This is a genomic window from Bacillus sp. FSL W8-0183, assembly GCF_038006825.1.
Lineage (GTDB): Bacteria > Bacillota > Bacilli > Bacillales > Bacillaceae > Bacillus > Bacillus altitudinis.
In genome coordinates this window covers 3,468,092-3,480,298 of sequence record NZ_JBBOVY010000001.1, presented here as the reverse complement: position 1 = coordinate 3,480,298, position 12,207 = coordinate 3,468,092, and the positions used below count along the sequence as shown (strand labels likewise).

11 protein-coding genes are annotated in these 12,207 nt (G+C 41.7%); 7 read left to right on the top strand and 4 right to left on the bottom strand.

Features of this window, described 5'->3' with window-relative positions:
* Positions 1-39: 39 nt before the first annotated feature.
* The 5 genes from pgsB to NSQ64_RS18330 all read left to right on the top strand — a co-directional run bounded on the left by pgsB (position 40) and on the right by NSQ64_RS18330 (position 4,368).
* A complete protein-coding gene (gene pgsB, locus NSQ64_RS18350) occupies positions 40-1,221 on the top strand; it encodes a poly-gamma-glutamate synthase PgsB (RefSeq protein WP_007497522.1) in 1,182 nt (393 codons plus the stop codon).
* Positions 1,222-1,236: 15 nt separating this feature from the next.
* Entirely contained in the window at positions 1,237-1,686 is a 450-nt protein-coding gene (gene pgsC / locus NSQ64_RS18345; RefSeq protein ID WP_007497520.1) for a poly-gamma-glutamate biosynthesis protein PgsC, read from the top strand.
* A gap of 18 nt (positions 1,687-1,704) precedes the next feature.
* Entirely contained in the window at positions 1,705-2,871 is a 1,167-nt protein-coding gene (locus tag NSQ64_RS18340; RefSeq protein ID WP_024718710.1) for a CapA family protein, read from the top strand.
* A complete protein-coding gene (locus tag NSQ64_RS18335) occupies positions 2,868-3,038 on the top strand; it encodes a hypothetical protein (RefSeq protein WP_008343253.1) in 171 nt (56 codons plus the stop codon). Before NSQ64_RS18340 ends, NSQ64_RS18335 begins: the two co-directional genes overlap by 4 nt.
* A 106-nt stretch (positions 3,039-3,144) precedes the next feature.
* Positions 3,145-4,368 carry a C40 family peptidase gene (locus tag NSQ64_RS18330; protein ID WP_039165348.1) on the top strand — a complete coding sequence of 408 codons (1,224 nt, stop codon included), beginning with the start codon at positions 3,145-3,147 and terminating at the stop codon, positions 4,366-4,368.
* 56 nt (positions 4,369-4,424) lie between these two features.
* Here the strand turns inward: NSQ64_RS18330 and NSQ64_RS18325 are convergent, their stop codons facing one another.
* Both NSQ64_RS18325 and NSQ64_RS18320 read right to left on the bottom strand, forming a co-directional pair.
* Positions 4,425-5,306, bottom strand: coding sequence for a Cof-type HAD-IIB family hydrolase (locus NSQ64_RS18325; RefSeq protein WP_173408353.1), 882 nt, complete (start codon positions 5,304-5,306; stop codon positions 4,425-4,427).
* A 316-nt stretch (positions 5,307-5,622) separates the two neighbouring features.
* Entirely contained in the window at positions 5,623-6,588 is a 966-nt protein-coding gene (locus NSQ64_RS18320) for an LCP family protein (protein ID WP_017360001.1), read from the bottom strand.
* A gap of 270 nt (positions 6,589-6,858) precedes the next feature.
* Between NSQ64_RS18320 and NSQ64_RS18315 the strand changes: the two genes are divergently transcribed.
* Positions 6,859-8,223, top strand: a complete 1,365-nt coding sequence (locus NSQ64_RS18315; protein WP_089374136.1) for a sugar porter family MFS transporter — start codon at positions 6,859-6,861, stop codon at positions 8,221-8,223.
* Between the two features lie 136 nt (positions 8,224-8,359).
* Positions 8,360-9,757 (top strand): bifunctional glycosyltransferase family 2 protein/class I SAM-dependent methyltransferase, encoded by a 1,398-nt coding sequence (locus NSQ64_RS18310; protein WP_326377370.1) that lies wholly within the window; start codon positions 8,360-8,362, stop codon positions 9,755-9,757.
* Positions 9,758-9,961: 204 nt separating this feature from the next.
* Here the strand turns inward: NSQ64_RS18310 and NSQ64_RS18305 are convergent, their stop codons facing one another.
* On the bottom strand, positions 9,962-11,107 hold the full coding sequence (locus NSQ64_RS18305; RefSeq protein ID WP_341017698.1) for a Ger(x)C family spore germination protein: 1,146 nt from the start codon (positions 11,105-11,107) through the stop codon (positions 9,962-9,964).
* A complete protein-coding gene (locus tag NSQ64_RS18300; protein WP_024719278.1) occupies positions 11,104-12,204 on the bottom strand; it encodes a GerAB/ArcD/ProY family transporter in 1,101 nt (366 codons plus the stop codon). Before NSQ64_RS18300 ends, NSQ64_RS18305 begins: the two co-directional genes overlap by 4 nt.
* Positions 12,205-12,207 lie beyond the last annotated feature (3 nt).

The following is a 12,207-nucleotide window of genomic DNA, read 5'->3' as shown; positions in this document are numbered from 1 at the left end:
ACATATCACACTCATAAAAAAAGGAGATGTAGATAAGCGATGTGGTTAATCGTTATAGCCTGTGTCATCATGTTAGGGATTGGCTTTATTGAAAAGAAGCGTCATCAGAAAAATATCGATGCCCTGCCGGTACGCGTCAATATTAATGGTATACGCGGAAAGTCTACCGTTACAAGATTGACAACCGGTATCTTAATGGAGGCAGGTTATAAAACTGTCGGCAAAACAACAGGAACGGATGCAAGAATGATTTATTGGGATACGCCAGAAGAGAAACCGATTAAAAGGAAACCGCAAGGACCGAATATCGGAGAGCAGAAAGAAGTTATGAGAGAAACCGTTGAAAGAGGAGCAAATGCCATCGTCAGTGAATGTATGGCGGTGAATCCAGATTACCAAATTATCTTTCAGGAAGAGCTGCTTCAAGCGAATATTGGCGTGATCGTAAACGTTCTTGAAGATCATATGGATGTGATGGGGCCAACTCTTGATGAAATAGCTGAAGCCTTTACAGCGACAATTCCTTACAATGGGCACTTGGTTATTACGGATAGTGAATATACAGATTTCTTTAAAGAGATTGCGAAAAAACGCAATACTGAAGTGATTGTTGCAGATAATTCCAAGATTACCGATGAGTATTTACGGAAATTTGAGTACATGGTGTTCCCGGATAATGCTTCACTTGCACTTGGTGTCGCACAAGCATTGGGAATTGATGAAGATACGGCATTCAGAGGCATGTTAAATGCGCCGCCTGATCCAGGAGCGATGAGAATTCTTCCATTAATGGACGCAAAAACACCTGGACATTTTGTAAATGGATTTGCGGCTAATGACGCAGCATCTACATTGAACATTTGGAAGCGTGTGAAGGAAATTGGGTATCCAACAGATGAACCGATTATTATCATGAACTGTCGTGCGGATCGCGTAGATAGAACGATCCAGTTTGCGGAGGATGTACTTCCTTATATTGAAGCAAGTGATCTTGTCTTAATTGGTGAAACGACAGATCCAATTGTGAAGGCATTTGAGGATGGAAAAATTCCGGCTGACCACTTACACAACCTTGAATATCAATCTACAGAACAAATTATGAACATGCTTGAGAAAAAGCTTCATAATCGAGTGGTTTATGGAGTCGGCAATATTCACGGCGCCGCTGAACCTTTAATCGAAAAAATTCAAGAATACAAAATTAAGCAGCTTGTCAGCTAGGAGGAAATATAGAAAATGTTCGGATCAGATCTTTATATCTCGTTAATTTTAGGTGTTCTACTCAGTTTAATCTTTGCAGAAAAAACAGGAATCGTACCAGCTGGGTTGGTTGTTCCAGGTTATCTGGCGCTCGTCTTTAACCAGCCAGTCTTCATTTTAGTTGTTTTATCTGTCAGCTTGCTGACATATGTGATCGTTCGTTTTGGTCTATCGAAATTTATGATTTTGTACGGACGCAGAAAGTTTGCGGCGATGCTGATTACAGGAATTGCCCTAAAGCTCATATTTGATTTCTTCTATCCAGTGGTTCCGTTTGAAATAGCAGAATTCCGTGGAATTGGAATCATCGTGCCTGGATTGATTGCGAATACGATTCAAAAGCAAGGTCTTACGATTACCCTTGGAAGCACATTACTTCTAAGTGGTGCAACATTTGCCATCATGTATGTTTACTATCTATTTTAAGATAAGGTGTGTCCAATGATGAATAAAAAATTGAGCTTTCAGGAAAAGCTGCTGAAAATCACAAAGAACCAAAAGAAAAAGACGAATAAACACGTACTGATTGCTTTACCGATTGTCATTGCTTGTACATTTCTATTTACATTTATCGGAAAAGCACAAGTACCAACTGTAGAAAAGAATCCAGAAAACATCCTGACCGCTTCGTTTGTCGGAGATATTATGTTTGGAAGAAATGTAGAGAAAGTCACAGACCGCTATGGAAAGCAGCACCTGTTCCGCTATGCGAAGCCGTATTTTGATGTATCAGATTATGTAACTGGGAATTTTGAGCATCCAGTGGCTTCAGATAAGGAACAGGCAGCACAAAAGAATATTCATTTGAAAACAGATGAAGATTCTGTACAAGCGTTAAAGGATTTGAATTTCTCTGTACTAAACTTTGCGAATAACCATGCAGCAGACTACGGTGAAAAAGGCTTAAATAACACGATTGATGCCTTTGAAAAAGCTGACATGGATTATACAGGGGCAGGGCGCAACGTCAAAGATGCGAAGCAGAACATTTCATACAAAGAAGTGAATGGCGTTAAAATCGCTACCCTTGGTTTTACAGATGTATATGGAAAAGATTTTAAAGCAACAAATCGCAAGGCAGGTATTCTGCCAGCTGATCCATCTATCTTTATTCCGATGATTTCACAAGCTGCTGAAAAGGCAGATATCGTTGTTGTTCATGCGCACTGGGGACAGGAATATAACAATGAAGTAAACGACAGACAAAGAGAGCTGGCAAGAGCGATGTCAAAGGCTGGTGCTGATATCATTATCGGTGCACACCCGCACGTTCTTGAGCCGATGGAAGTCTATAACGGAACAGCGATTTTCTATAGCTTGGGGAACTTTATTTTTGACCAAGGCTGGTCAAGAACACGTGATTCTGCCATTGTTCAGTATCATCTGAATGAAGATGGAAAAGCGACATTTGAAGTGGTTCCAATGTACATCAAAGAAGCGACACCTGCTCCAGTCAAAGCAGGATCTCTTGAATCAAAATCGATTATCCGTATGCTGACAAATGGCACGAATGCGGATTGGAAAGAAAAAGACGGACATATTTTCTTTGAAGTCGATCATTCTGATAAAGTTCAAACATTAAAAGAAAACGAGGGGAAGGATAAAAAATGAAATTCCTTAAAGCAAGCTGGCCGTTTGTTGCGTTAATTTTAGTCTTTGTCTTTATGTCTGCTTTTAAATTTAGTGACAGCCTCACAGATCATGAGAAACAAAAGATCTCGGTTGAAATGCAGAAAATTGAACAGCAAAAGCAGTCAAAAGCGGAAGCGAGTAAATAAAGAAATGATGATGAAAAGAGCACGCGAGGCGTGCTCTTTTTTGACGGAAAAAGGTGTAAAATGAAAGGGGTCATGTCGAAACTATAAAAGAAAGGAGGAAGAGAGGATGAAATGGAAAGGAATACTGCTTGGAGGATGTGCCATTGTAGGACTTATATTTATGTCTCAAACAGAGGTGTCTGCTCAAACAACATCTCCTTTAAAACAAGCGGAAACGCTGATAGGTACGCCTTATCATAAAGGAGGAATCGATCCGAAAACGGGCTTTGATGCTTCTGGCTTTATACAATATGTATACAAAACAACAGGTGCATTTGATTTGCCGCGAAAGGTGATCGATCAATACCAAATCGGTGAAAACGTATCATGGGGAAAAGCGAAGCCCGGAGACCTTGTCTATTTTCGCAGTCTTGAAGAAACAAAAGACATCCCGACACATGTTGCTTTGTACGCTGGAAATGATCAAGTGATCCACATCACACTAAGTCAAGGGGTGGTGAAAACAGATGTCAGCAAAAGTAAATATTGGACCGATCGGTTCTATGCGGTCAAACGGCTGCCTGTCTCCCAAGAGATGTCGGATGATCAACTGGTGAAAGATGCGATGAAATATTTAGGAATCCCTTATGTATTCGGGGCATCAGATCCAAAAGTAGGATTCGATTGTTCAGGTTTTTTACAATATTTGTTTGAAAAATCACTTGGGATTTATTTACCAAGAAGTGCTGAGCAGCAATGGATGGTTGGAGAGAAAGTAGCACGAGACGATATTCGGCCTGGAGACTTTGTTTTTTTTAGCAACACGTATAAAAAAGGAATTTCACATGTAGGAATGTACATCGGAGGAGACCGCTTTATTCATGCGAGCCGTTCGGAAAGTGTGACGATTTCTTATTTGTCTGAATCGTATTGGCGTGAGAAATGGACAGGTGCGAAACGATTAACTGAGCTGAAACTAGCGAAAGAAGACCCAGTCGTATCAAAAGCCGCTACGTATATTGGAGAAGTACCTTATGTAAAAGGTGGTGCGAGCCCAAAGCAAGGCTTTGATACAGCAGGATTCACGCAGTATATCTATCAAGAAGTGCTTGGAATTGAGATGCCTCGCTATGCGCCGGGACAAGTTAAAGCAGGCACACCTGTGAAACGATCGGAACTAAAGCCAGGAGATCTTGTCTTTTTTAAAGGGACTTCGTTGATGCCAGCCATTTATGCTGGTTCAAATCAAGTCATTCATGTGACGGTTTCAAATGGCGTTGTCATTACCAATATGAAAACAAGTACGTATTGGAAGGATAAATATGAGACGGCCGTTAGAATCAAAAAATAAAGAAAAAGCCCGATCAATGCTCGGATCGGACTTCTCGACTTCTCACTAGGCGCTGATCAGACAAGCGTCTTTTTTTCTTGAAATTGATTCTGCAAAAGCAGATCAATAAAATAGGCGACGCCATCTTCATGGTTGCCTTTTGTGATATAGGTGCTTTTTTCTTTAATGACATCCACCGCATTCCCCATCGCTATCCTGTGTCCTGCTTCATCGAACATGGATAGATCATTGGGGCTGTCACCGATCGCATAAATATCGGATCGGTCTACGCCATAATGGGCTGCAAGTTTCTTGAGGGCATGTCCTTTGCCTGACTCTTTTGGCAGTACCTCAATGATATGTTCTCCAGATGAGGTCAAGGAGAGCTCAGGCATCTTAGAAAGAAGATCTCGTGCTTCTTGCAGCTTATTCATATCAAATGAGAAGCATAGTAATTTATAAGTTGGTTCATTCGACTCGAAAATTTGACGGATGTCATCGACAGGTTTGATGCCAAACTGTTTAAATTGAGTCATCGCCCCTTCCCATAAATCAGCTACATCCTCATGAGGATTGGCGCTTTTGATCATATCAAATTCAGCTTTGAGCTTTTCTTTTCCATCAAATGGGGAAAGGAGGGCATCGTCTGTATAGACCTCGAAATAAATGTTCCGTTCCACTAATTCCTTTGCAGCACGTCTTCCAGCTTCTTGATCAAGGGTGATTCTGCTGAAAAGCTTGTACCCTTCTGTATGGACAGTTCCTCCGTTTGCCGCAATAATGGGAATGTCCAAATCCCCAAGAAGCTCTTTTACATCAAAAGTCGCGCGCCCTGTACAAATGGTCACAATATATCCAGCTTCCTTCGCACGAATCAATGCTTGCCGGTTTTGAGCGGATATTTCACTTTTCGTATTTAAGAGTGTACCGTCTAAATCAATCGCAATCATTTTTTTCATTGCTGTTATATCCTCCTTCATTCATGCAATAGCCTCTTCAAAGTATGTACGATTTCCTTCATTCTCATGAAAGAGTCGGATCGTGGATTCCTCTCTTTAAGGCTAAACAAAAATGGTCAATTGATCAAGGATATAAGAAAAAGCGCCCAAAAGGACGCTTTTAGCGTGTAGACAAACCCTCGCATTCTTTGTCAGTCCTGCGCTCCGGTGCTCGTCCTTCCTAGACTGCAAAGGTTTTCTATCACGCTTAAAAGAAGAAAAAGGGCAAACACCTTTTTCAACACATAAAAAGCGCCCAAAAGGGCGCTTTCTGTTTTTATGATAATTCAAGCTGTTTCTTCAATTCCGTTTTGACTTCGTTCAGTTGGTTTTGATCCAATTGGTAATAATAAACGCCATTTGGCTGGTAATCAGATCCTTTTAGTTGAATCGTATCAACAGATTTCAATGAAGTGAGTAGTGGGAAAAGACCGACTAGTTCTTTCATTGACAGGTTAGTTGAGACGTTATCACCTAGAGTATCTATGATATTGTCATAAGACGGAATAGACGTTACTGATTTTGATTTATCGAAAATGGCTTTTAAAACTTCCATTTGACGCTGTCCGCGCATGAGATCACTGTCTGCTTTTCTTGTTCTCACATAAGCGAGAGCTTGATTACCATCTAGTGTGTGAGTACCCGTTTGCAGCTGAACTTTGCCCTTTGTATCTTTAAGAATCTGTTTCACAACATATTCATCTTTAATGTTAACGGAAACACCATTCAATTCATTCACAATTTCCTTAAATGCTTTGAAATTACTTTCAATCACAAAGTCGACAGGAATATCTAGTAAATTCTCAACTGTACTCACCGTGAGGTCTGCATCACCAAATGCGTGTGCATGTGTGATTTTGTCATAACCATGACCTGGAATATTAACATATGAGTCCCTTGGAATACTTAATAATTTCACGGTTTTATTCGTACGATTTACTGTTGCTAATACCATTGCATCGCTTCGTGCTTGTTTGACGGTTTCGCCTGGTCTGCTGTCAATGCCAAGCAGCAAGACAGAAAAGCTGTCTTTCCCAGGATCAAATGCTTCAATCCGTTTGACAGATTGTGCACCGCGGTCTAGAGAGACTTGTGCTTTTTTCGCAGCCGATGTCACTTTATAGTAGGCATAGCCGGTGACAGAAGCGGTTGTCAGTAAAAGAATACCAAAAATAAAAAGAGTGACTTTCACCCATGGTTTTAAACGCTTTTTGCCTTTGCGTTTACTTCTTGTTTGATCCATATATTTAAACCCTCGCTATGATTTTATAGTAAAGATGTCCTTCTTCCTGCTTACAAACTAAAACAAATATACCTTAAAACGGGATATAGTGCGACATTTTTTTCACTAACGCTTAATTGACGTTTCCTTATCTAAAAAAGTTTCAATGATACGCAAATGAAATATATTTGTCATAAAACATCGAAATGTTTGAAATGACAGGAAGTGAGGAAAATGATTTTTCATAGAGAAACATCTAGTCATTACATAGATAAAAGAGGGGTTATGATCATGAAAAATCGGAATGGGTGGCTTTATTTCTTCGGCGCACTTGGCGGCGCCTTATATGGTTACGATACAGGTGTCATTTCTGGCGCTATCTTATTTATGAAAGAGGATTTAGGTTTAAATGCATTTACAGAGGGGCTTGTGGTCAGCTCGATTTTAATTGGGGCGATGCTCGGGTCTTCTCTTTCTGGAAAACTGACAGATCAATTCGGACGGAAAAAAGCGATAATCGCCGCAGCCATTTTATTTATTATCGGCGGATTTGGAACAGCCCTTGCACCGAATACGGAGGTCATGGTTTTATTCCGAATCGTGCTAGGACTTGCTGTCGGATGCTCGACGACGATTGTTCCATTATATTTATCTGAACTTGCGCCAAAGGAATCAAGAGGGGCACTTTCCTCATTAAACCAACTCATGATCACATTTGGTATTCTTCTTGCCTATATTGTGAACTACGTTTTAGCAGATGCAGAGGCATGGCGTCTGATGCTTGGAATTGCCGTTGTTCCTTCTGTGCTCTTGTTATGTGGTATTTTGTTTATGCCAGAAAGTCCTCGCTGGCTGTTTGTCCAAGGACAGGCGGACCGGGCGAAAGAAATATTGTCAAAACTTAGACAAAGTAAGCAAGAAGTTGAAGACGAGATTGCCGATATTCAAAAAGCAGAAAGTGAAGAAAAAGGCGGTCTTAAGGAATTACTCGAGCCATGGGTGCGCCCCGCTTTAATTGCTGGTGTCGGCTTAGCCTTTTTACAGCAGTTTATTGGGACAAATACGATCATTTATTATGCACCAAAAACATTCACAAGTGTCGGCTTTGGCGATTCAGCAGCCATTTTAGGAACTGTAGGAATCGGTGCAGTCAATGTTGTCATGACGTTTGTTGCGATTAAAATCATTGATCGTGTCGGGCGGAAAGCGTTACTCTTATTTGGAAATGTAGGGATGGTTCTTAGTTTGATTGTTCTAGCAGTGGTCAATCGTTTTTTCGAGGGATCAACAGCTGCAGGGTGGACGACGATTATATGTTTAGGACTTTTCATCGTCATTTTTGCTGTCAGCTGGGGCCCGGTCGTATGGGTGATGCTGCCGGAGCTGTTCCCAGTACATGTCCGGGGAATTGGTACGGGGGTATCGACCTTCCTACTGCATACAGGGAATTTGATCATCTCGCTCACATTCCCAACCTTGTTAAGTGCAATTGGCATCAGTAACCTTTTCCTTATTTATGCAGCCATCGGCATAGGTGCCTTCTTATTTGTGAAATATTTGGTCACAGAAACGAAAGGGAAAAGTCTTGAAGAGATTGAAGAAGATTTAAAAAAGAGAAACCGTGCCGTCGTGAATGACGAAGGGGAAACGGTATGAAAAAAGACCAGCTGCATGAGGTAGCTGGTCTTCCTTTGTTAAACAAACGTTTAATCAAGAAAGGACAATCACTCATCTTCTGAACGTGCTGCCTATGACATACATATGGAACAGGCGGGCGAAAGGTGGAAATGAGATGAAAGGAAAAACGAGCATTGTGATGCTGACGTACAATGAATTGCACCTAACGAAAAAATGTATCGACAGTATCAAGAAGCATACTCGGCGTGATGAATATGAACTCATTATCGTGGATAATGCTTCATCAGACGGAACAAAGGAATATGTGAGACAACTGGAAGATGTCGTGTTGATTGACAACGAGAAGAATCAAGGCTTTGCCAAGGGCTGTAACCAAGGGGCGAAAAAAGCAACAGGAGATAGTCTTCTTTTTTTAAATAACGACACGATTGTGACCGAAAACTGGCTTTTGCCTTTAAGAGAAGCCCTTTTTGCATCAGATCGTATTGGCATGGTAGGCCCTGTCTCCAATTATGTGAGTGGTCCTCAGCTCGTTCAGCCATCTTACACAGATGTGAAGGAGCTTCCTGCCTTTGCGAAGGCATATACGGCTTCGAGAAAAGGTCAAAGAACATATGTGCACAGACTTGTTGGTTTTTGTCTGCTGGTCAAAAGAGAGCTGATCGAGGATGTAGGGTTATTTGATGAGCGGTTTGTATATGGATCATTTGAGGATGATGACCTTTGTCTGCGTTCGTTGCTGAAGGGATACCAGCTGCAAATCGTCCATGATTCTTTTGTGCATCATCACGGTCATGCTACCTTCAATGCCAATGAAGAAACGAACATCTCTACATTGTTTGCGGAAAACAGGCTTCGTTTTTTAGATAAATGGGGCATTGATTTAAATCTGATAACGCCCCATCCATATTTTGCAACACTGCTCCCTGAGGATGCCGGATGTGTGCTGGATGTTGGCTGTGGTGCTGGGGCGACAGGACTTGAACTGATCAACCGGCAGTCCGTTGACATGTACGGAGTAGAGGCGGATGCATTAAAAGCAGAGATGGCAAAGGCGTATTACAAAGAAGTGATTGAGACAAAAGCGGAGGCGTATCCTTGGTCAGAGAAAGAAGCTTTTTTTGATGCTGTGATCTTTTCTGATGTGTTAGAGCATGTGTCAGACCCATGGCAGATGATTGCTCAAGCGCATGCGTCTTTAAAACCAGGTGGCGTGATCATTTGCTGTTTACCTAATATGATGCATGCGGAAGTACTGCTGCCTTTATTGGCAGGTGATTTTACGTATCAAGATGTGGGGATTTTAGATCGAACACATATGAGATTTTTCACACCAAACACAATGCGGGCGCTCTTTCCAGACCATTTGTTTCATCGCGTGATTGAACAGCCGATCAATGTGCCAATTGATCAAAACGTTCAATTGTTTTTTGACGAAGTGGCGAGAGTAGGAGAGTCACTTGGCTTTCAAACAAAAGCATTATCTGATCAAGTGACGCTCTATCAGCTTTTGATCGTTGCACGTAAAAAAGGCGGTTCCCCCTCCGGGTAATCCGCCTCAGCGTGTAGGCAAACCCTCGCATTCTTTGTCAGTCCTGCGCGCCGGTGCTCGCGAATCCTTCATTCGCTCCGCTCCGGTACTCGTCCTTCCTAGACTGCAAAGGTTTTCTATCACGCTGAAAAGAAGACAAAGGGCTAAAACAAAGTTCATTTTAGCCCTTTGTCAACCATCTAAGGCGGATGACCGCCTTTTGTGCTACCATTTAAAGCTTTTCGTTGCGCCTTCTGCACCAAAGTTCAAAATGCTCACTTTGACGTCATATGCAATGTCTACTTCTTGAAATAGTGTATCCCATTCATTGCGGTGCTGATCCCAAAAGTCTGGATACTTGATGCGCACCTGCCGATTTAAAAGGATCGGGTCAACACCAACTTCTTTTTGCATGTGGTGGACAGCTTTTTGAATGCGTTCTTTGATTTTGCGTTCAAAAATGCGCTCAAATCGTTGGATGTATTGCTCATCGTATGAGTTTTCAGGGGGATATTGATCTTCTGATAGTTTCCCGTTTGTTTGTACACTAATTTTAAAGGAAATCTTTCCGTTCTTCAGATAGGGTTCAATCTTGGACTTTGCTTTCTTGATTTCATACGTAATCGGAAAGCCTTTGTAGGTGGCGGGTACGACTCCGCCTGAGATGCGATTCATGACCCAGTTTAAAGATTGGACATCTTTTGCTGGTATGAATCCTATCAGCTTTCGTGTTTTTCCATGGATAATGCCTGCACCATCATAGGTGAGTTCTCCATTTACGACATCCACACTCTGGACAAGAAAGCTTGTACCCATCTGAAAGTAATCCGACGCTCGGCCAATACGTGTTGGCAGTAAAATCTTCCCGTTAAAGCTCCGGTTTTTTGATGTTTCAAAAATATGCTCGACTGGAACCCTTTGTTGTGATTTTAATTTTTGATTGATGACTTTTGATGCCTCATGGCGTGACACTAAGAGGTAACTGCTTCTTCGAACCTCATCATCTCGTATAAAGTGGTTGAGTGTCCCTTGAATATCATGATGCTCGGCTTGATCTTTGCCAAACAAAAAGATTTTGAGGTGATCACTGTAAATCGGCGGGTCCTTCAAAGCGACATTGCTGACTGCTTCCAGTACATTTTTCCCCTTTGAGACGACATTCACATAGCCAGGGGAATCTGCTTCTTGTGTTCCGCCCATTTTAGGGACAAGGTTTTGATAGGTAAGTTTGACTCCGTTATCATCTTCCTCGTCAATGCCAACACCGCGCACAAACGATAATTTCTCAATATCCTTTAAGTCCCAGCAGCCTGTCGATAAAAGCAAAAGACAGCAAGACAGAAAGGTGAGCCATAAACGCCGTCCTTTCATGCAGATCGACCTCCCCATTTTTTACGTATCATGAGCAGAACAGCTGTTAAAAAAGGAATCGCTAACACAGCGAATAATGCATAGCCGAGTAAAGTCGAGTAGTAAAAGACTTCATTGATATTTCTCGGAAAAAGAGAGAGAGCTGAGGTCAGCAAAAACAGCAACCATAGCAGTCTCGTTAAATTGGTTGTCTTAAAAACCGTTTGACAGCCTTTAATAGCAAATTGGAAAAAGCCAAGCATACAAATAAACTGCTGGCACGTCCAGATCGTCAGTAAGAAAATATCAAAGCGTTCAATGAAGACCCCTTCTAGTTCTAGCGCTTGAATGAGTGAGACAGTGGGCCAGGTGAGTGATTTCGTTTCTCCAACCGTCATGGAACCAATCACAATAAAGAGCGTGAGGGAGTAAATAAGTGTGGTGATCCCTACACCGATCGCTGCGGCCCATTTCGCTTTTGACCATTTGTCTTTATAGATAAGCGGTACGACAAACAAAATGACTTCAAAGCCTGTAAATTGAATAAATGTTTGAGAGAACAAATTACTAAAATCTTTAAACCCGTGCGCCATCACTGGGCGTAGGTAATCAAAATCAAATATTTTCAAACTAAACAGCATGAGCCCAATGTAAATGATCATGGTCATCGGATAAATATATGTCACCATTTTCACTACCGGAAAAATTCCGCTTTTTAAATGATAGGTGGCCACAAGTAAAAAAATCATCACAATCACCGTCATAGGGGTCGATTGCAGCAGGAAAAACTGAACCACTTCCCCCAGTACACGCGCCTCAAAGCCCACAATGGCTAGTAAATAACCGATCAGCATTAGGTTAAAGATCGTGCCAAAGAATGCACCGGCTCCTTTTGTATTCGATTCAAAAATGGTATCCGGTGCATTCTTCTCCGCAATCCAACCTAGCAAAAAAGCAACGAAAGCAAAGATGACTCCCTGTATTAATACAATGATCCAGCCATCAGGGAATCCTGAATTGGCAGAACTGCGAGGAATGGTTAAAATTCCAGCGCCTATCATTGTAGAACTGCACAGAATGGTGACTTGTAACAATGATAGCTTCTCAGCTCTGTACATCGT

Bases quoted from the DNA above. Each gene is read 5' to 3' on its own strand.
- NSQ64_RS18325 (WP_173408353.1), bottom strand. From the start codon at position 5,306: ATGAAAAAAATGATTGCGATTGATTTAGACGGTACACTCTTAAATACG.
- NSQ64_RS18310 (WP_326377370.1), top strand. From the start codon at position 8,360: ATGAAAGGAAAAACGAGCATTGTGATGCTGACGTACAATGAATTGCAC.
- NSQ64_RS18315 (WP_089374136.1), top strand. From the start codon at position 6,859: ATGAAAAATCGGAATGGGTGGCTTTATTTCTTCGGCGCACTTGGCGGC.
- pgsB (WP_007497522.1), top strand. From the start codon at position 40: ATGTGGTTAATCGTTATAGCCTGTGTCATCATGTTAGGGATTGGCTTT.
- pgsC (WP_007497520.1), top strand. From the start codon at position 1,237: ATGTTCGGATCAGATCTTTATATCTCGTTAATTTTAGGTGTTCTACTC.
- NSQ64_RS18300 (WP_024719278.1), bottom strand. From the start codon at position 12,204: ATGTACAGAGCTGAGAAGCTATCATTGTTACAAGTCACCATTCTGTGC.
- NSQ64_RS18340 (WP_024718710.1), top strand. From the start codon at position 1,705: ATGAATAAAAAATTGAGCTTTCAGGAAAAGCTGCTGAAAATCACAAAG.
- NSQ64_RS18330 (WP_039165348.1), top strand. From the start codon at position 3,145: ATGAAATGGAAAGGAATACTGCTTGGAGGATGTGCCATTGTAGGACTT.
- NSQ64_RS18305 (WP_341017698.1), bottom strand. From the start codon at position 11,107: ATGAAAGGACGGCGTTTATGGCTCACCTTTCTGTCTTGCTGTCTTTTG.
- NSQ64_RS18320 (WP_017360001.1), bottom strand. From the start codon at position 6,588: ATGGATCAAACAAGAAGTAAACGCAAAGGCAAAAAGCGTTTAAAACCA.
- NSQ64_RS18335 (WP_008343253.1), top strand. From the start codon at position 2,868: ATGAAATTCCTTAAAGCAAGCTGGCCGTTTGTTGCGTTAATTTTAGTC.